Origin of the sequence: Flavobacterium fluviale (assembly GCF_003312915.1) — a bacterium.
GTDB classification, from domain to species: Bacteria; Bacteroidota; Bacteroidia; order Flavobacteriales; family Flavobacteriaceae; genus Flavobacterium; species Flavobacterium fluviale.
The window spans coordinates 4,058,414-4,078,273 of sequence record NZ_CP030261.1 but is presented as its reverse complement, the minus strand read 5'-3'; the positions used below and the strand labels follow the sequence as shown (position 1 = coordinate 4,078,273).

Below are 19,860 nucleotides of genomic sequence, written 5' to 3'. Positions count from 1 at the left end.
TTTCTTTTAGAATTATTTTTTATTAGTTACTTGGGCAACTTTTGCAGCTTTCTCTGGCTGAATCGCCTGTCCGTCCTGAAGTTTGTCAATACCGCTCATTACGATTTGATCACCTGTTTTTACACCATCTTTAATTAAATAATTGGTACCGTTTTTACCCACAACTGTAATTGGCATTTTGGTTACCTTGTTGTCTTTTCCGACAGTGAACACAAATACTTTATCCTGCATTTCAATCGTAGCAGCTTGCGGTACTAAAATCGCATCATCGTGTTGTAATCCTAAACGGATTCTTCCTGTATTTCCAGAACGTAACGTTCCATTTGCATTGGGGAAAGTTGCTCTAATGGTAATCGCTCCCGTAGTTTTATCAAACTGACCGTCAACCATATCGATTTTTCCCGTTTGAGGATAAGCGTTATTATCAGCCAAAATCAAAGTAACCGGAGGCAGTTTTTTGATTTTATCACCTAAAGAACTTCCGGCGTATTGTGATTTAAAATTGATGAAATCTGTTTCGCCTAAAGAGAAATAAGCAAAAACTTCATGAACGTCAGATAAGGTCGTTAAAGGCTCAACATCAGCAGCAGAAACTAAACTTCCTTGTTTTTTAGGCAGTCTTCCGATGTAACCACTTACTGGAGCTGTCACATTTGTATAGCCTAAATTAATTTTAGCAGAACCAACCATTGCTTTTGCCTGCTCGATATTCGCAGCAGCAATTTTTTGAGAAGCTTTAGCTGTTTTCAACTGATAATCAGAAACTACTTTATTTTGAACCAGCGGAGTCAGTTTATCAACTTCTAAATTAGCATTGATTAAAGCTGCTTCTGCAGCGTGAAGACTTGCCAAAGCATTGTTTAACTGCTCACGAAACGGACGTTCGTTTATTTTGAATAAAGTTTGTCCTTTGCTTACATACGCACCTTCGTCAACAAAAATTCTGTCAAGGTTTCCGCTTACTTGCGGGCGAATTTCAACATCAACAGTTCCTTGTATTGCAGCAGGATATTCAGCGTCAGTAGTTGTATTTGCACTTGTGATAGCCAGCACAGGTAAAACAGGTGGCGGTGGAGCAGTAGGCGCCTGATTTTTATCGGCACAGCTGCTTAGTACTAGGGCCAGAATAAAACTGGTTATAATTACATTTTTCATTTTCATAGTGGTTTTAATTGGTTGAACATTTTCTCGGATTAAATTCTTTTGTATTCTGGCATTCTCGGGATTCATATTTAATTGAATTAAATTATCTAACGTTGTTAAGTAAAAGTGCGCAAATTTCTATACAGTAAGCCCTTCCAATTTTATTCTAAATCGGTATTAAATTATCTAACGATGTTAAGTAAAAGTCTAAAAAAAGAGCTTTTATTACCTTTATTAAATTTTCTAACAGTGTTAAGCGAATGTTACAAAAAAAAGGATTTTATATTATCCGTTTAAATCATTTTACACCGTTAAGTAAAATTGAAAATTTTTTTATTGTATAGATTTGATGATACCACCAATGGCATCCTTCAAAATCTGAGCATTTATTGTTTCTAAAATATCACTTTTATTGATGATGTTAATGGCGATTAAACCATGAATAACAGAAAAGAAAGTAAAATATTTTTGTTTAATGATATCCTGACTTGGGTTGCTGTCTTTCATAATCTCAGCAATAACACCCGTGAACAATTTGTAAGGTGCTTCCTGAGCCGAACATCGCTGTGCGCAGCAGGTCATTTGAACACCAAACATTAACTGATACATTTCAGTATTAGTAAAAGCGAAGTCCCAGTAAGTCATCCACATGGCTTCTAATTGATCTTCGGGTTTTTCAAATTTGGCTTTAGCAGTTTGTAACTCTTTAGCCAGTTTCATAAAACCTTTGCCAGTCAGTTCTTCTAAAATTGCTTCTTTATTTGAGAAATATTCATAAATAATAGGAGCAGTATATTCGATTCTGTCGGCAATTTTACGCATACTCAAACCATTCCAGCCTTCATCTTTCACGATATCATAAGCAGCGCCAAGGATGTTGTTCCTTGTCTCTTCTTTTTGTCTTAAAATTCGATCTTTACTAGCCATTTTATTCGAGTATTAAATTGTTTAACACTGTTAGGCAAATGTATGGCGGTTTTTCTAATTATGAAATGTTTTATAATAATATTTTCTTATCGTGTCATAGATCAATTTAAAAAACTTCGGAAAGCCTTTATTTTATTGAATTGTTTAGTGTGTAAATTTTTAAAGAAGCAGAAATTTTTCGGTTTTTAAGACCATTTGTCCCGCTCTCCATTATATCTTTTATGCCGAACCCCGGCATAAAAGGATGCCATTTCGATCGGGGCTAGGCTAGAACGTATCTTTTTCATTAGAACTTTGTCAAATTTTACCATCAATGATTTTCTCGAAGGAAATTCCAGAGGAATGAAATAGTTGTAGATTATTAATAGCGGTTTACAAAAGCCAGCGGAGCGATATAATAACTATCGAAATCAACAGGGATTATTTCGCCCCACTGGGGCTCTATCAAAATGTAATTAATTGTTTCTATAAATATTTCGTCTCACTGGGACTTTTAAACAACCTAAAAATAAAAAAATCTGCCAAATCTGCGTGAACCAAAATTGACAATCATTGACGATTTAAATCACTTCTTCAAATAGTAAAAACAAGCTCACAACCAGCTGTGTCAATTTTTTTCGTAACATTACAATAAAAAAAAATGAAACCACTAACTATCCTAAAAACCACAATTGCTGTTTTATTTTTCCAGCAGACCTTTTCTCAGGAAACCAAAAAAGAAACCGCACAGCCGCAATACACAATTGAAAACTGTGTCAATCATTTCGAATTAGACAAAGCCACTAAAACCAAAGTAGGTTATCAATATTGGTTCGGAGATAAAAATTTCACTCAGGAAAACACACTTAAAATGAGTATCGTCGAACCTGGCAAATCTACGCATGCACCACATCATCACGTCGAAGAAGAATTTTTCTATATCCTCGAAGGCACAGCCGAATTCTACCTTGACGGAAAAACCAAAACCGCCGGCCCTAACACGAGTTTCTACTGTCCCTCAAATATGGAACACGGAATAAAAAATGTTGGAACTACCGATTTGAAATATTTGGTTATTAAAAAGGATTTGAGGTAATTCCTTTAATATGATTTTTAATCGTTCTCTAAGTTATCATCCTATAAAATAGTGAAGTGCAATAGCATAAATTTTATATAATTTCAGTTTAATTTTTAATAAAAATCTGAATTTCAATTAATTAACTTTTATTAAAGAAAGGTTTAACATTGTCCATTTTCGCTGGCTGTTTGAAATAAGTAATTTTATCTAAATCAAAATTAATAACATTTTAAATATTTAAAATTATGAAAAAGAATATAGCCATATTAGCCACAAATGGATTTGAAGAATCAGAGTTAGCATCTCCTAAAGCATATCTGGAAGAGCAAGGATGGAATGCAGATATCATCAGTTTGAAATCGGGAACTATTAAATCTTGGAAAGACGGTAACTGGGGCAAAGAATATAATGTTGATGTTGTATTAGATCAGGCAAATGAAGCTGATTACGATGCTTTGGTTCTTCCGGGTGGAGTTATAAACCCTGATTTATTAAGAAGAGAAGAGGCTGCCGTAAAATTTGTACGTTCTTTTTTTGAAAGTAAAAAACCAGTAGCGGCTATTTGTCATGGACCTCAGATTCTGGTTGATGCAGATGTTTTACAAGGTCGAAAAGTAACTTCGTTCTTCTCTGTTAAAAACGATTTGAAAAATGCCGGAGCACAATGGGAAGACTCAGAAGTAGTCGTAGACAATGGATTAGTAACCAGCCGAAACCCAGATGATTTACCTGCTTTTAATAAAAAAATGGTAGAAGAAATTAAAGAAGGAAAACACGAGCGTCAGACAGTGTAGTTTTTTACATTTATGAAGTTAAAAAAATGCAAGATCAATTTTGGTCTTGCATTTTTTTTATTATCAGTCAATATGTAAAGTATGTCATTTCGACGGAGGAGAAATCACACGCGAATATCGACAAAGATTATCGACTCACTTTACGTAGTTTATAGTGCGATTTCTCCCTTCGGTCGAAATGACAATTACGGATGAAAATTTAAGCTCTTATTCAAAATGATAATTAAGAAATTCAAAATTTTCATTAAAACTTCTTATCAAATTAATTTTTTTATCTCTTCTCCATTTTTTTAATTCTTTTTCTCTCGCAATTGCTTCTTGTATCCAAGTGAATTTTTCATAATAAACTAAAAATTGAATATTATATTTTGCAGCAAAAGAATTGATATTTAAGTCAATGTTTTCCTTGTGTTTTGCAAGTCTCTGCTTTAAATTATTGGTTACACCAATATAAAAAGAAGTACGATGTTCATTAGTGATAATATAAACGTAATAGCTATGAAAGCCAATTTGCGAATTTAACATTTAATTTTTTTGTACGAATATACATGTTTTTTATCATTTTGTCATTTCGATCCCGAGGCTTCGGGAGAGAAATCACACGCGCATTCGACAAAGATTGGCGGATTACTTTGCGGAGTTTCTAGTGCGATTTCTCCCTTCGGTCGAAATGACAAAATCACAGAAATTGCGTCCAGTTTGTCATTTCGATCCCGAGGCTTCGGGAGAGAAATCACACACGCATATCGACAAAGATTGGTGAAATACTTTGCGGAGATTCTAGTGTGATTTCTCCCTTCGATCGAAATGACAAACTAGACTTTAAATCACAGTTTCTAATCGTGAATTTTATACATTTGGTATATTGTAAAGTTGATAAGTATTGAAATAGTATTGAAAGAAAAATCTTTCTTTTTGAAAAGTTTTCTTATATTTGAAGTTCTTAAAATCTTCACATTAAGACAACATAAAATTTGCCCTCGTGCTATGTAGTAAAGCTCCGAAAGGACTTTGACGCCGTGAAGAAGCGTAAGACTGCTAAGGCACGAGGGTTTTTCTTAAATTCTTCACTTTATGAAAACAAACACCCTTTCCAAAGAAGCCGAAACAAGGCTGATTGATTTTTTTAACCATATTATCGATCCCGAAGATATGGCTAAAATCTTAAGACAAGTAAACTGCATTTTAGCTCTCGGCGTAACGCGACAACACGAAACCCTCCAAATTGGACTTTTAAATTTTGAAGACAATTATTATTGGCTCAATGAATTGGCGGAAATTTTGAATCCTTATTTGAGTGAGGATTAGAGTTTATAAAATGGAAAACCTCGATTTTTAAAGTCGAGGTTTTTTCATTTTAATTAATAACTCAAATTCAAATATCCATTGTGATAATTGCCATTAAGTTTTCTAATGAATATCTTCTGTAGAATTTCATAAAAGCCATGAAGCTTAAATAGCACATAAAAAAATTGATTAAAATAAATGTAGTAACATATATTTGTCCATTTATATATTCTCTGATAGTGTGGTACTCCCAGATTGCTTTTATCATATTTGACATTGCTATCCAAAAGCTAATTGATAATATCAAACTGATGCATCTTAAATATCCATATAATGCTAAATAGTTTGATGTTTTTCCGTTAACAGCATCTGAATTCTGCAAAACATAGTGGGCAAATATTCTATGATAATCATATGAACGCATTTGATGTAATGGTCGATTTAGATTTAATTTTTGAAATAATCGCTCAGCTTTAGTCTTTATTGAATCTATTAAAAACACATCCAATGGTCTCACATAAATATCCTTAAATTTTAGTTTATTTCCAAAAAAATAATCTCCAATTACAATTGGGAAAAGTACTATTCCAACCATAAATCTCCAAAGTTGAATATGAAATGGACCTCTGAAATATTTTTCACCATGATTTATACTCATTAAATACTTTGAAGGATAGTCATATTTCCAAAAAGAGTATTTTTCTACCGTTGCAGAAGATAAAAAATTTAAAATATGACCAATAAAATAACTAACAATTATTAGTATAATTGACTGTATTAAACTTGGTGTAAAAGTCATGTTGAGTAGTATGCATTGAGGGTCATAACCATTTTGTAATTGTTCAATGAAATATATTATAACTAAACAAAGGGCTCCTGGAATCAAATAACCAAAGAAGTCATAAAGGGAAAAAGGATTTTGTTCTTTCATAGATTTTTAAATATATTAATCATAAGAATTTATTGCTAATTGAATTGCTGATTAAAGAATTCAAAACTTTCATTGAAACAATTTTTTATAAATTATCACTATTTAAAACCTTTAAGATCTATATAAAAACTTTTATTTGACCGATATTATTTCAAAAGTTTCTAGTTCTGTAATATGAATGACAGTTTTGTATTCTTTAGCTTTTCCTGAAACTTTAATTTCTAGATGTTCTTTATGTGCTTCAATGGCATCAAGATATTCTTCAATTCTAAGATGAAATTTTATAGGTAACTTAATTCCCAAACGTTTTGCATCTAATACAACTTCATTATAATTAGAAGACATTGGATTATTAGATTGTAATTTTTTTATATAACCTCGCGCTTCAAATGTTGTAAGTTCAAATAATGAATCTCTAAGTTCATTTAGATAATGATTGAAATATACTATTTTTGATTGAACTTTTTCCGTTACAATATCTCTTGTATAATCTTTAGTACATAGAGTGTACTCGACGTTGCTGATATGGGAACGGCTATAAATGTTTTTAATAGATTTTAGTAATTCATAATTTAAAAATTCTTTATTATCCTCAATATAATTTTCTGTAAATTTTATTCTATTGGTTTCAACAAATATTTCTTCTTTTACAAATTCTAAAACATTAAATAATTTATTATTTACATTTTCTGTATCTATATCGTCAAATGTTGTATGAAGAGGTTTGTTAGGAATTTCAAATCTATTTATGTAGCTACCTTTTTCCGATTGTAATACTCTACAATTTTTTAAATATTCGTTTGCTTCGGATTTAGTTTGACCAAAAATAGCTCTTTTATTAACTGTAAAATTTACAGCATTATAAAGTACATTTTTAAAGGATTCTACAGAATCAATAAACTTATTGATTCCAATAGAACCATCTGAATTTTCTGGATCAAAAATTCTGTATTTTATTATTGAATTATTTCTACTAAAAAGAATGTTTAATTCATCACTATTAATCTCAGGATAAATATTTGTAAAATCATTGATAAGACGATTAATATATAGATCAAAACCTTTTAGTTTATCATCGTTCGGAATTTCTAATAAAAAATCTTTTGGTAAATGAAGACTTTCAGCGGGTTGTAAATAAGTGAAATTTTGTCCATTGCCTTTTACTTTCCAACCTTTGGAAATAAAATAATCTAATATTAAAGCTATTTTGAAATTCATAATTTTAGCTTAAAGTATTAAAAATATCATCGTAAAAGCTTTCCGAAATCACATTAGATTTTGGAATGTGAATTGTAACGCTTGTAGAATTTGTTGTTTCACTTGCTCCATCAGGAACTTGATACCAAAAAGCACATTTTCTTATTATTAATTCATTAGTATTTAGAGAGTACCAATTTATTTTATCATCGGGCAATACAACTACACAAAGATATAATGGCATACATATGCCTCCTTCATTTGCACGAGTAACTAAATCATTATAGTTTTTTGCTTCAAGTACATATTTTATTGTTGTGGATGTTGGGTCATTAATTCCTTCAACATATTTTTCAGAAACAGCTTTAATTTGAAGATCAACGGATTTTCCTATTGTTAAATACCTTTTTTTTGTAGAGCAATAGTTCGCACGTCTGATTGTCATATCTGTTCCATAATCTCTTGCAACAGAATTGAAATAACCTTTTCCGTTAGCTATAGTTTCTAAGTATGTCTTAGAAATTTCTTCCATTATAATATTGTCAGTCATATAGGAAAGTTTGATTGCTAATATATGTTTATTTCTATTAATTTATGAATGTACTACTTATAAAAATTTCTAGGAAATATTCTCATCTAATTGATGTTGAAAGATTGTTTCTTTAAAGAAAGAAATTAATTTATCAAAAATATCAATTTACAAATCTCACCAACTACGTATTTTTACCCGTTTTATTAAGTAAAAAAAATAGCTACTCCAAAAAGAAGAACTGTCCTTAGGCAAATTTTTAGATTTGCATTCCTAAGAATGCATACAGTTTTGCGTAATCACAAAATTTGAAGACTTGACGTAGTTTATATTACTTTAGTAAAATGAAAAAAATAAATAAAGAAAGTTTTAAAAATTATTTAAATGATGTTTATCAATCAAAAATAACTTTCTATGAAGAATTAAGTGAATTTTTAAGTTTTTTTGAGATAGATTGTTTTTCTGATGATTGTAAACATAAATTATCAATTGAAATTACAGACAATGATATTAAGTTTGCTGCAATAGCCAAAGAACCATCAATTGATTTTTCATTATATGATTTTGTAATTGAAACAAATAAAGAAGCAGAAGAATTTGTTGAGCAAATAAACAAACTTGGTTGGCCAAAGCAATTGGAGTAATTCGTCGCAAATATTTGAAGAGCTACTTTAGCTTCTAAAAAAAAAACAGCCCCTCAAAAAAGAGGAGCTGTCCTTAAGCAAATTTAAAATTTGCATTCCTAAGAATGCGTACAGTTTTTGGTAATCTACTAAAAAGAAGACTAAACGCAGGTTATTCGTTTATTGTATCGCCTTCCTTAGTTTCTTCGCTGGCAATTTTTACCAGTTTATCTTTCGGGTTTAAATCACCGAATATTTCGATTTTATCGTCGATTTCTCTTCCTTTTTTAATGTTGACTCTTGTTGCTTTGTGGTTCAAAACTTTGATCACGAATAAACCTTCAGCAGAATTCACCACCGCCGATTTCGGAACTACAAATGTGCTGTCTTTTGCGTTTAACGGCAATAAAACTTCGGCCACCATTCCAGGTAAAAGATCTTTTTTAGTATTGATAACGTCCATTTCAACACGCTCAGAACGCAGTTTCAAATCTAAAGCGCCAGACATTCTGGTAATTTTCGCTTTAAAAGTTTCCGGCAGTGATTTTACATTAAAACTCATTTCGTCGCCGTTGTGTAAATATCCCGTATACAATTCTGGAATAGAAACCGCTAAACGCAATTTATCCTGCTGCTGAATCGTCAATAAAGGCAGATCTGAACCTTTTCCGGCTGGACCAACATAAGTTCCTAAATTTACATTTCTAGCCGCTACAACACCGTCAAAAGGAGCGCGAATTTCAAGATAACCTCTCATAATGCCCACTTCTTTGTGTGCCGCAACCGCAGCCTGATATTGTGCGTAATCAGAATTCTTTTTACCGCTTGCCATTTCCAAGTCGTTTTTAGAAATCGTTCCTTCTACTTTGCTTGTTTCATACAAACGGTTGTAAGTGCTTTTGCTGGTAGCGTAAATCGCTTCCATAGATTTCAGTCTTGACTCGGCAGCAGCCAATTGCGAACTGATTTCCGGCGCTTCTAACACAATCAAAAGCTGTCCTTTTTTTACTTTCGTTCCAATATCAACTTTTAATAGTTTTACGAAACTGCTCACTTTGGCGTATAAATCAACTTGTTGGAAACCCGTTAATTCTGCTGGTAAACGCAATTCTGTAGTCAGTTTTTCTTTTTCTAAAAGAAACGTTTCCGTTTTAGGTTCGATTTCAGCTTTTATCGTTTCTTCTTTTTTACAGCTGTTTAGGAAAAATAATGCTGCAAAAAACAGCGCGCTATATTGTATTTTATTTTTCATTTTTTGATTTTATATAATGAATATGTTTTAACTCTTTGGGATTAATTATTTTAACACATAGATACATAGTTTTTCTTTGTGTATAAAAGGCGTTTCACTTTTTTAAATAAACATAGCTACTATGTGTGAAAACTAGTTTTTTCTTTTACCTTTTTTTATTTAAAACTAAAATCTATGTTTCTATGTGTTAAAAAAAATAATTACACGCAACGAGTTATGACTTTCGACTTTATGACTTTATGATTTTCCAACTTTCGACTTACTTATTGATGAGATATAATGGATACTTTCTTCGTCTTCAGGATCTAAAGAAACAGATTGTGTCGTTGTTTTTTCTTGTGCCCAGGCAAATATCTGCGGAAGGATTAATAGTACGGCAAAAGTAGAAAATAAAAGTCCGCCGATAACCGCTCTTCCTAACGGAGAAACCTGATCGCCTCCTTCGCCGTGGCCAATTGCCATTGGCAACATACCCGCAATCATCGCAACAGATGTCATGATAATTGGACGCAAACGCAGCGCTGCAGCTTCACGCGCAGATTCTAAGGCGTTGCCATTTATTTTTCGAAGCTGTTCGGCATTCGTAACCAATAAAACGGCATTGGCAATCGAAACTCCAACCGACATAATGATTCCCATATACGATTGTAAGTTTAGAGTAGAACCTGTAATAGTCAGCATTAATAAGGCTCCTAAAACTACCGCCGGAACTGTCGTTAAGATTACTAACGAAACTTTGAACGACTGGAAATTAGCGGCCAACATTAAGAAGATTACAAAAACGGCAACCAATAATCCTGATTGTAAACTGCTTAATGTTTCAGTCAGTACAGTACTTAGTCCAATTGGCGTGATAAACAAACCACGTGGTAATTCGCCAAGAGAACTAATTGTTCTGCCTACATCTTTTGTTGCCGTACCTAAATCGGTTTGGTTGATGTTTGCAGTAACGGTAATGTACGGCATGGCCCCTAAATTGTCATTTTCACCACTTACAAATCCGGGTGTAATTTTGGCAACGTCGCTTAAAACAGGACGAAGCGAGTTTCTCAATAACGGAATTTCTCCAATATCAGTTTTACTTTTCATCTGGTTCAACGGAACCTGAACCTGAACGTTGTATGATAATCCTGCTCTTTCATCGACCCACATATTTTTATCGGTGTATCTTGATGATGAGGTTGAAGCGACAAGCGAACGCGAAATATCGTTCATGTCTACGCCCAATTCTGCCGCACGGGTTCTGTCAATATCAATATTCATTGCTGGATAATGAATTGGTTGTCCGATCTGCACATCTCTGAAATACGAAATTGCTTTTAGTTTGTCAACAATTTGATTCGCATATAACTCATTTCGTTTTTTATCTTTTCCTGCAATTCGAATTTCGATTGGAGTAGGAGAACCTTGGCTTAAAACCTTATCCGTTAATTCAATTGGTTCAAAAGAAACTTTAGTGTCTGGCAGTAATTTTTTCAATCTTGCCCTGAACTCGTCTTTAAACTCATCCATATCGGCATGATAATCTTTTAAACTTACTTGAAATACCGCTTCATGCGAACCTGCCATAAACAAGTAAATCGGGTTGATGGAGAATAAAGACGGGTGCTGTCCAACATACACAGAAGATATTCCGATATGTTCTGGCCCAACCATTTTTTTCAATTCTTTTAACGTAATTACAGCTTGTTCTTCTGTTCTTTCTAAACGCGTTCCGTCTGGAGCACGAAGTCGCAGCTGAAACTGACTTGAATTGGTTTTCGGGAATACATCTTTTCCGATGAAAGTAATTAAAACCAGTGCTAAAACCGTTGCAGAAACCAGATACACAATACTGGTTGCTTTTTTATGAACGAATAATCGATCCAGAGTTTTCATAAAACGAATTCTAAAACGCTCAAAAGCACCTATTTTTCCATCGCTGTTTGTATCTTCTTTTTCTACATAGTTTTTTTTCTGCGTAATAAGTTCTCTTTCAGATTCCGGAGTTAAGCCGCAGGCATTAAATTCAGCTTCATCATCTGTAATTTCAGGCGTATGATCGTGTTTTGGATGCGCTTTCATTAACCAGTTGGCCATTACAGGCACAAAAGTCTGCGATAATAAAAATGAAATTACCATAGAAAATCCGATTGCTAAAGCCAAAGGCAGAAACAACGCTCCCGGAATACCAACCATTGTAAATGCTGGTGCAAATACGGCAAGAATACACAATAAAATCAATAATTTTGGTAAAGCAATTTCCTGACAGGCATCCCAAATGGCGAGTGCTTTTGGTTTTCCCATGTCGAGATGCTGGTGAATATTTTCGATCGTAACCGTACTTTCATCCACCAAAATACCAATTGCCAAAGCCAATCCTGATAAAGACATTAAGTTGATCGTCTGCCCAAATAATTTCAGGAATAAAACGCCAGAAATAATCGAAATCGGAATCGTTAAAATTACGATTAACGCGGCACGTCTATCTCCTAAGAATAATAAAACCATTAAACCCGTTAAGACCGCACCGATAATTCCTTCGGTAATTAAACTTTTAACTGAGTTGATTACATAAACCGACTGGTCAAATTCGTATGATAATTTTACGTCTTCGGGTAATGTACTCTGAATTTTAGGAAGTTCTGATTTTAATTTCTGAACCACATCCCAAGTCGAAGCATCTCCGGCTTTTGCGATACTGATGTAAACCGAACGTTTTCCGTTAACCAAAGCATAACCCGCAGTAATATCTGCACCATCTTTTACAGTCGCTACATCGCCTAATTTTAAGTTTTGAACGCTTCCTTTGAATAACGGAATGTTTTCAAAATCCTTAACTTCTTTAATTGTATTATTGGTTGGCGTGATATAATTTTTGTCGCCCATTCGCACGTTTCCGCCTGGAGCCGTCTGGTTGTTAACACGAATCGCTTCTACAACTTGATCTGGAGTCATATTGTGCGAACGCAGTAAATCTGGGTCAACGTTAACCTCAATTGTTCTTGGGCTTCCGCCGAAAGGTGCTGGAGACAATAATCCTGGAATCGAAGTAAACGAAGCACGAACATAAACGTTAGCTAAATCTTGTAATTCGTTGTTTGAACGTATTTTACTGCTCAAAACCAATTGCCCGATTGGCAGTGAAGAAGCATCAAAACGAATGATAAACGGAGGTTGTGTTCCCGGAGGAAATGCCGCCTGAATTCTGTTCGAAAGTGAACTTAACTCAGCTGCCGCCTGCGCCATATTGGTGTTTTCATAATAGGTTAATTTCATGATCATTAACCCCTGAATATTTTTGGTTTCTACCGACTTTACACCATTGGCAAAAGGCAGAATGTTGACGTAAGTCTTGGCAAAATAAGCTTCCATCTGGTCTGGCGTATAACCTCCAAAAGGATGCGCAATATAGATAACCGGCAAATTCATTTTTGGTAAAATATCTACCTTAATGTCTTTGATGGCACCAATTCCGAAGAAAAATAGACCCGCAACCAATACTAATATGGAAATGGGTTTGCGGAGTGCAAAACGTATTAAATTCATTTGGATCTAATTAAAATTCATTTATAAATAAGTCAAAATTGCCAGTTGCAGCAACTTTCAGCAAAAACGACTGCCATACATTATTGTTGACAATATCACGGTCAATTTCCGCACGATTCAAAACATATATTGTTTGTGTTAAATCAGTTAAGTCGGTTAAGCCGTTTTTGTATAAAGTCGATTTTTGCAAATAAGCTCTTTTTGCCGCATCCACCTGAATAGGTGCTTCGGCATAATTTTCTAAAGTAATTCTGATCTTATCTTCGGCAAAATTCAGCTGCGATTTCAATTCTCTATCCGCCTGATTGTATTCTTCCTGCAAAGCCTGTGAAACAAATTTCTGAGCGCTGACTTGTTTGCTGGATCTAAATGGAGTGGTTAAATTCCACGTAATTCCAACGCCGATCAAATAATTCGTACGATCTGGATTTACGCCGTCCCAATAATTTCTGCTGAAAGCATTTTGGTCGGTTGCATAGCTGTTTTCAAATCCTGAAGCTCTGGTTTGTAAAACACCAAAAGCACTCATGGTTGGGTAATAAAAACGTTTGAATAATTTAACCTGCTGGTTGCTGTAATCAATTCTCGTTTTATAGAATTGTAATAACGGATGCAGACTGTCATTTGCCGCATTTCCTTTAATTAGTTCTTTTGGAATCTGAGTTACAAAAAGAGTATCGGTAACAAAATCCTGCGGTGCAACACCCATCAAGTCAACTAATTTGTTGTTTTGTTCTTTAACGAAATTTCTAGCTAGGTTTAAAGCAATTTTAGCTTTAGAAACTTCTGCAGTTGCCAATGTAGAATCGACGCCTGCCAATAATCCGTTTTTAACTCTGGCAGCGGCTGTCTTTTTGAAAACCTCTGCACGCTCCAGATTTTTTTGCTGCGAAATCAATAATCTCTGACTTGCCAGTAAATTTAAATAAGCTGCAGAAATTTTGATTTCCTGCTGGAATTTTTCCTGCTCTAAATCTTTTTCTTTGGCCTGAACATCAATTTTAGACAAATTGATTTTTTCTTTGGCTTTTCCAAAAGTGAAAAAATCCCAGTTCATGTTGACCAGATAAAGCGCGCCAAATGCTGAGTTCCAGTTTTGTTCAGGTAACGGAAGTCCTGATGAAGCAACTCCAAGTCCGCCAAAACCATAAAGCGGTCCGTTTTGTCCGTTTACAGTTCCGTAATCTTGCTGCGCCGACAAATTTAAGTTGGGCAGATAATCACGACGAGATTGTTTTAGAGTCTCTTTTGATGCATTGGTGTAATTGGTTTTTGCTCGGATGGAACCGTAGTTTTCAAGCCCAGTTTTTACTGCTTCTTTTAAAGAAAGGGTTTGAGAGTAACCGATTGAGGCAAAAATCAATAAAAATAAAAAGGTAATTTTTTTGAAATACATAAACTCAAGGTGTGATATGAAATGTTTTTGATGAAACAAATTTATTTCTCTTACGCTGATAAAAGTCATGTTAAGTGATGTACTGCACTAGTAAATGACGAATTGAATTTGTCATTTTTTGAAAAAATTAATTAAATATTTGTTCGTACTTTGTACCCTATTTCAAAATTAAGAATGAACAAAAAAATCGATAAAATATTGGATAACAAATGGTGGCAGGAGGTTGCCGTTGTCCTTTTTTCATTTACAATTTATACCTTAAAAAATGATTGGATGTTATTTAGTTCCTTCATTTCTATTTTAATGGGTATATTTTTTTACTGCATTTTGTACATGCATGCCCAGTTTAACCGCTTCTTTCTCCTTCCCATTTTATTCAAGGCAAACAAACCTTTTACGTATATCATATTGACATTGTTTGGCGTTTTTGTGTTTTCTGTCGTATTGTACGAAATCACAATGCTGGATATGTTTGCCAAATGTCATTTGTATCAAAATTCACATCAAAGAAGTTACGCTTATCAGTTAGCTAGTGTTTTAGGGACTTTAGTCTGTATTCTGAGTCCGATAATTGTTTTCAAGTTTTATCGTATCCACAGAAAACAAACCGATGCGGCTTTATTGTTCAATCAAATGCAGTTAAATTCTTTGAAAGGACAGTTGAATCCGCATTTTTTGTTCAATACTTTTAATACACTTTACGGAATCAGTCTTCAATTTCCAGACCGAACACCAGATTTGATTATGAAAGTTTCACAGCTCATGCGTTATCAGCTGGAAAGTAACGGCAAGCAATTTGTGTCTCTGGAAGACGAATTAGAATTTATAAACAGTTACGTACAGCTTGAAAAAGAACGAGTTGGCTATCGATGTGATATTACATTTGATTCTAGTATTGACAACGAAAATGCTTATAAAATTTCGCCAATGCTTTTAATTGCATTTGTTGAAAATGCCTTTAAACACGGAACTTGTGCAATAGAAAACTGCTATGTAAAAATCAGCATTTCGGTTAAAGAAGGATTATTACATCTGCATGTTACCAATTCGATTCCGAAGAAAAATGATGTGATTTCGACTAAAATCGGCTTAAAAAACACAATCGAACGTTTGAATTTAATTTATGGAAAAGACTATAAATTAGATATTCAAGACGACAAACAGACTTATATTGTTGATTTGGAAATACAACTTAAAAAGTTTGTAGGATGAGAGAAGCAAAAAAATGCATTATTGTAGACGATGAACCAGCGGCGCATTATGTTTTGGCGAATTATATCAAACAGAATCCGCAGTTAGAATTGGTTTTTCAAGGTTATAATGGCATTGAAGCAATGAATTATCTCAGAGAAAACACGGTTGATTTGATGTTTCTGGATATTAATATGCCTGAAATTTCTGGAATGGAACTGCTGAAGATTCTTCCAACACATCCAAAAACTATTTTAACGACCGCTTATTCTGAATTTGCTTTAGAAAGTTACGATTACGGCGTAATTGATTATCTGCTGAAACCGATTTATTTTCCAAGGTTTTTAAAAGCAATTGATCGATTTTTTGCCACAGAAAATGGAAAGCAAAAAGCAGAAGAAGCTATTAATTCGGTTAACGTAAAAGTCGACGGCTATTTAATGAATATCGAATTGGATCAGCTTTTGTTTGCGCAGAGTTTTGGGAACTACGTAAAACTGCACACGACTAAAAGAACTTATCTGGCATCGATTACAACAACTGAATTTGAGAAGTGTCTGCCAGAAAAGAGTTTTATGCGCATTCATAAATCGTATATAGTTGCTTTGGACAAAATTGAGGTAACCGAAAAAGATTTTGTCATCATTAAAAATGAAAGAATTCCAATTGGAATTACCTATAAAAGAGAGCTGACGGATAGGTTAAAGAAGTTTAAGTGATTGTTTTTCAGTTTTTTAGTGATAAATAAAAGACTGCTTACCAAAAAAAAACAAATACTACATACTTGAAGAAAAAGTAGTACTTTTAATACGTGATTTAAAGTTTAATTTAAAAATGAAGCCATGAAGAACGTGTTTTTGACTTTTGTTTTTTTATGCACCAGTTTTCTACTTGCGCAGGAAGGAAATACTATGAAAAAGGTAGTTACACCGCCAGAAAAGGTGAAGCTTGCTTTTGAAAAAGAATATCCTGGTAAAACGGCTGTTTGGTCGGAGGAATATGTTGGAGATGATAATGATGAGATTCGGTACGAGGCGAAATACAATGTAAATAATACGACAAAAGCATTAGCTGTTTATGATAATTTAGGGAATATGAAAGCTTATGAGCTGCAGATTCCGTTAAGCCAGCTGCCGCCAAAAGCACAAGCTTATCTAAAGAAAAATTACGCTGCTAAAGCTATTCGCGAAATTGCCGTTGTTGTAGATTATAAAAAAATAACGACTTACGAGGTTGGAATAGAAAAAGATTCCAAATTCTATGATATTCAGTTTGATAAAGATGGAGGTTTTAATGTGATAGTAGAAAAAAATTAATTTTGTAGGAAAAATATATATTTTTTGTTTAGTTTTATATTTTAATTTAAACCTAAATATGAGAAATATTATTTTGTTTGCCTTTGTGGTTTGCAGCAATTTTTTAATAGCTCAAAACGGAATTTTACTGCCGCCGGAAAATATTAGAACAGCTTTTGAAAAGCAATATCCAAAAAAGAAACCAATTTGGGAGGTAGAATACAGTAGTAAAAATGAAGATGTTATTTTTGAAGCAAAATTTAATGAAACACCAAAAATAGCAGCTTTTGCAAGATATGATAAAAACGGAAATTTTAAAGCTTATAAAGCACAAATAATACTAACCAAACTGCCAAAAAAAGCACAAGTTTATCTCAAAGATAATTATCCTGTTAAGTCGTTAAGACAGTTTTTTTCTGTTGTAAATGATTTAAATGTAAAAAGTTACGAAGCCAGCCTGATTAAAGATTCGAAATTTTATAATATTATTTTTGATGAGGATGGCGAATTTTATAAAAGAGTCCAAATTAGGTAAACTTTTACTAATTCAAATATATTTGAAATGACAAACCCGATAAGTTTTTAACGCTTATCGGGTTTTGTTTTATGGGGGAAAAAATTAAAAATTAAAAATTAAAAATTAAAAATTAAAAATTAAAAATTAAAAATTAAAAATTAAAAATTAAAAATTCCACTAATCATCAACAAGTAAACCATCAACCATTAACCATTAACCATTAACCATTAACCATCAACCATTCACCATCAACCATTCACCATTCACCATTAACAATTCACCATCAACATTAAAGCATCATTCCGCCAGAAACTTCAATGCGTTGTGCATTTACCCAGCGCGCTTCTTCAGAACATAAAAAAGCTACGACACCACCAATATCGTCAGGTAGACCAACTCTTCCTAGAGCAGTTACAGAAGCTATTTGCTGATTCATTTGTTCATTATCACGAACCACTCCGCCGCCAAAATCCGTTTCGATTGCTCCAGGAGCAACAACATTTACTTTAATTTTTCTATTGCCTAATTCTTTTGCCTGATACTTAGTTAAAGTTTCAATTGCACCTTTCATCGCTGCATAAGCTGCGTAACCTGGAAACGAAAATCTTGCTAGACCAGTGGAAATATTTACTATTCCGCCGCCGTCATTCATTACATTTAATCCTTTTTGAGTTAAGAAAAACGGACCTTTAAACTGAATATTGGTCAATTGATCAAACTCATCTTCAGTTGTTCCAATAAATGAATTGTGAATTCCGATTCCAGCATTGTTTACCAAAAAGTCGAATTTATCTGTTTTAAAAGTGTCTTTTAAAACTTCAGAAACATTTGAGAAGAAAGAATCAAAAGTATTTGACTCAGCCACGTTTAATTGAAGCGAAGCGGCTCTCTGACCCAAATTTTCGATTTCTTTTACCACCAAATCAGCTTCGTCTTTTTTACTGTTGTATGTGATAATTACATCAATCCCTTTTTTAGCAATTGCAATTGCCATATTTTTTCCTAAACCTCTGCTTCCGCCTGTAACTAAGGCTATTTTTGTATTTACTGCCATTTTTTTGTTGTTTATTATTTATAGTTTGTTGTTTATAGTTTATTGTTACTGTTTTGCTGTCAGTCTGAGCGCAGTCGAAGACCTTTGTGTGAATATCCTTCGAATACGCTCGGGAGGACAAAGCGTTTTGTTATATTCTTTTAACACATAGAAACATAGTTTTCATTTTGAGATGAAAAGATTATTAAAAGAAACTAGTTTCTAACACATAGCTGTTTAACTGCATTGCTATGTTTACTTAAACAAATGAAATGCCTTTTAACGTTTTACAATATCTATGTTTCTATGTGTTTAAATTTAAAATTTAAAGTTATAAATTAGAATGCAAAGCCTCAAATGATGCCTTTAGTTCTGGAACACTTGCGTTTAATCTGGTTTCGCTTGTTCCAAAGGTAAGTTCTGTTCTGCCTTCTTTTAGTTGTTCAAAGATAGATTCGATAAAGCTGTTTACACTTGGATGCGCGTCATGCAGACCAACACCACCCAAATCTGTATTTAGTGCCGGCGGAATAATTTCGATTACTTCGATATTTTTCGCTTTTAATAAATGACGAAGTGAAATTGTAAATGAACGGAAAAATGCCTTTGTAGCAGAATACACAGGAACTTTTGCAAAAGGAGAAAATGCTAATCCAGAAGTTACATTCATAACTGTTTGTAAAGATTTTAGCTCTATAAATAATGAAGTTAAATGTAAAGGAGCTTCAATATTTGTCGAGATTTCAGCTTTCATACTTTCATAGAAACCAGCATCTGTAACAGAAACCCATTTTTGAATTCCAGCATTATTAATTAGTACGTTTAAATCTGGATGATTCTCAGAAATCCATTTGTAAAGTTCGATCCTTTCTTCTTCTAAGGATAAGTCGCAGACTTTGGTTATGACCGATGGGAATTTTGCTTTTACTTCATTTAAAACAGATTCTCTTCTGCCGCAAATTATAACAGTATTATTTTCCTGAATAAATCGTTCTGTTAGTCCAAGTCCAATTCCGCTTGCACCGCCTGTAATTAAAATTTTATTGTTTGATAAATTCATCTTTTTGATCTTTTAAATTGATAAGACAAAGGTAGGGTGGAAGTAGAATCGCGAAGTTGTAAATATCAAACCGATGTTTGCGAAATTCAAATCAGAGGCT

Annotated in this window: 19 protein-coding genes; 8 read left to right on the top strand and 11 right to left on the bottom strand. The window is 33.4% G+C overall.

What is annotated here, in order from left to right; translation table 11 throughout:
- Nucleotides 1-12: 12 nt before the first annotated feature.
- Both HYN86_RS17580 and HYN86_RS17575 read right to left on the bottom strand, forming a co-directional pair.
- Nucleotides 13-1,230, bottom strand: a complete 1,218-nt coding sequence (locus tag HYN86_RS17580) for an efflux RND transporter periplasmic adaptor subunit (RefSeq protein ID WP_113679230.1) — start codon at nucleotides 1,228-1,230, stop codon at nucleotides 13-15.
- A gap of 246 nt (nucleotides 1,231-1,476) precedes the next feature.
- Nucleotides 1,477-2,070, bottom strand: coding sequence for a TetR/AcrR family transcriptional regulator (locus HYN86_RS17575; RefSeq protein WP_113679229.1), 594 nt, complete (start codon nucleotides 2,068-2,070; stop codon nucleotides 1,477-1,479).
- Between the two features lie 640 nt (nucleotides 2,071-2,710).
- On the opposite strand from HYN86_RS17575, the gene HYN86_RS17570 reads away from it, so the two are divergent.
- Both HYN86_RS17570 and HYN86_RS17565 read left to right on the top strand, forming a co-directional pair.
- Complete coding sequence (locus tag HYN86_RS17570) at nucleotides 2,711-3,145, top strand: cupin domain-containing protein (RefSeq protein WP_113679228.1); 435 nt, start codon at nucleotides 2,711-2,713, stop codon at nucleotides 3,143-3,145.
- Nucleotides 3,146-3,372: 227 nt separating this feature from the next.
- Nucleotides 3,373-3,921 carry a type 1 glutamine amidotransferase domain-containing protein gene (locus tag HYN86_RS17565; protein WP_113679227.1) on the top strand — a complete coding sequence of 183 codons (549 nt, stop codon included), beginning with the start codon at nucleotides 3,373-3,375 and terminating at the stop codon, nucleotides 3,919-3,921.
- A gap of 207 nt (nucleotides 3,922-4,128) precedes the next feature.
- Here HYN86_RS17565 and HYN86_RS17560 read toward each other — a convergent pair whose 3' ends face one another.
- The gene (locus HYN86_RS17560) at nucleotides 4,129-4,446 is read right to left on the bottom strand and encodes a GIY-YIG nuclease family protein (protein ID WP_113679226.1); all 318 of its coding nucleotides are present in this window, start codon (nucleotides 4,444-4,446) and stop codon (nucleotides 4,129-4,131) included.
- A 549-nt stretch (nucleotides 4,447-4,995) separates the two neighbouring features.
- Between HYN86_RS17560 and HYN86_RS17555 the strand changes: the two genes are divergently transcribed.
- Nucleotides 4,996-5,229: a hypothetical protein gene (locus tag HYN86_RS17555; RefSeq protein WP_113679225.1), complete on the top strand. Its 234-nt coding sequence runs from the start codon at nucleotides 4,996-4,998 to the stop codon at nucleotides 5,227-5,229.
- A gap of 67 nt (nucleotides 5,230-5,296) precedes the next feature.
- Here the strand turns inward: HYN86_RS17555 and HYN86_RS17550 are convergent, their stop codons facing one another.
- The 3 genes from HYN86_RS17550 to HYN86_RS17540 all read right to left on the bottom strand — a co-directional run bounded on the left by HYN86_RS17550 (nucleotide 5,297) and on the right by HYN86_RS17540 (nucleotide 7,886).
- Nucleotides 5,297-6,139: a hypothetical protein gene (locus HYN86_RS17550; protein WP_113679224.1), complete on the bottom strand. Its 843-nt coding sequence runs from the start codon at nucleotides 6,137-6,139 to the stop codon at nucleotides 5,297-5,299.
- Nucleotides 6,140-6,271: 132 nt separating this feature from the next.
- Nucleotides 6,272-7,357 carry a hypothetical protein gene (locus HYN86_RS17545; RefSeq protein WP_113679223.1) on the bottom strand — a complete coding sequence of 362 codons (1,086 nt, stop codon included), beginning with the start codon at nucleotides 7,355-7,357 and terminating at the stop codon, nucleotides 6,272-6,274.
- Nucleotides 7,358-7,361: 4 nt separating this feature from the next.
- The gene (locus tag HYN86_RS17540; RefSeq protein WP_113679222.1) at nucleotides 7,362-7,886 is read right to left on the bottom strand and encodes a DUF4365 domain-containing protein; all 525 of its coding nucleotides are present in this window, start codon (nucleotides 7,884-7,886) and stop codon (nucleotides 7,362-7,364) included.
- Nucleotides 7,887-8,209: 323 nt separating this feature from the next.
- Between HYN86_RS17540 and HYN86_RS17535 the strand changes: the two genes are divergently transcribed.
- Complete coding sequence (locus tag HYN86_RS17535) at nucleotides 8,210-8,509, top strand: hypothetical protein (protein ID WP_113679221.1); 300 nt, start codon at nucleotides 8,210-8,212, stop codon at nucleotides 8,507-8,509.
- 151 nt (nucleotides 8,510-8,660) lie between these two features.
- Here HYN86_RS17535 and HYN86_RS17530 read toward each other — a convergent pair whose 3' ends face one another.
- The 3 genes from HYN86_RS17530 to HYN86_RS17520 all read right to left on the bottom strand — a co-directional run bounded on the left by HYN86_RS17530 (nucleotide 8,661) and on the right by HYN86_RS17520 (nucleotide 14,664).
- Nucleotides 8,661-9,740, bottom strand: coding sequence for an efflux RND transporter periplasmic adaptor subunit (locus tag HYN86_RS17530; protein WP_113679220.1), 1,080 nt, complete (start codon nucleotides 9,738-9,740; stop codon nucleotides 8,661-8,663).
- Nucleotides 9,741-9,977: 237 nt separating this feature from the next.
- The gene (locus HYN86_RS17525) at nucleotides 9,978-13,268 is read right to left on the bottom strand and encodes an efflux RND transporter permease subunit (RefSeq protein WP_113679219.1); all 3,291 of its coding nucleotides are present in this window, start codon (nucleotides 13,266-13,268) and stop codon (nucleotides 9,978-9,980) included.
- 10 nt (nucleotides 13,269-13,278) lie between these two features.
- The gene (locus HYN86_RS17520; protein ID WP_113679218.1) at nucleotides 13,279-14,664 is read right to left on the bottom strand and encodes a TolC family protein; all 1,386 of its coding nucleotides are present in this window, start codon (nucleotides 14,662-14,664) and stop codon (nucleotides 13,279-13,281) included.
- A gap of 174 nt (nucleotides 14,665-14,838) precedes the next feature.
- On the opposite strand from HYN86_RS17520, the gene HYN86_RS17515 reads away from it, so the two are divergent.
- From HYN86_RS17515 to HYN86_RS17500, 4 genes are all read left to right on the top strand, one after another.
- Nucleotides 14,839-15,876 carry a sensor histidine kinase gene (locus HYN86_RS17515; protein WP_113679217.1) on the top strand — a complete coding sequence of 346 codons (1,038 nt, stop codon included), beginning with the start codon at nucleotides 14,839-14,841 and terminating at the stop codon, nucleotides 15,874-15,876.
- Nucleotides 15,873-16,574: a LytR/AlgR family response regulator transcription factor gene (locus HYN86_RS17510; protein WP_113679216.1), complete on the top strand. Its 702-nt coding sequence runs from the start codon at nucleotides 15,873-15,875 to the stop codon at nucleotides 16,572-16,574. The genes HYN86_RS17515 and HYN86_RS17510 overlap by 4 nt, the downstream gene beginning before the upstream one ends.
- Before the next feature lie 123 nt (nucleotides 16,575-16,697).
- A complete protein-coding gene (locus HYN86_RS17505; protein WP_113679215.1) occupies nucleotides 16,698-17,171 on the top strand; it encodes a PepSY-like domain-containing protein in 474 nt (157 codons plus the stop codon).
- A gap of 58 nt (nucleotides 17,172-17,229) precedes the next feature.
- Complete coding sequence (locus HYN86_RS17500) at nucleotides 17,230-17,685, top strand: hypothetical protein (RefSeq protein WP_113679214.1); 456 nt, start codon at nucleotides 17,230-17,232, stop codon at nucleotides 17,683-17,685.
- A 271-nt stretch (nucleotides 17,686-17,956) separates the two neighbouring features.
- Here HYN86_RS17500 and HYN86_RS17495 read toward each other — a convergent pair whose 3' ends face one another.
- Both HYN86_RS17495 and HYN86_RS17490 read right to left on the bottom strand, forming a co-directional pair.
- Complete coding sequence (locus tag HYN86_RS17495) at nucleotides 17,957-18,721, bottom strand: SDR family oxidoreductase (RefSeq protein WP_113679213.1); 765 nt, start codon at nucleotides 18,719-18,721, stop codon at nucleotides 17,957-17,959.
- A gap of 310 nt (nucleotides 18,722-19,031) precedes the next feature.
- A complete protein-coding gene (locus HYN86_RS17490; protein WP_113679212.1) occupies nucleotides 19,032-19,760 on the bottom strand; it encodes an SDR family oxidoreductase in 729 nt (242 codons plus the stop codon).
- Between the last annotated feature and the right edge of the window lie 100 nt (nucleotides 19,761-19,860).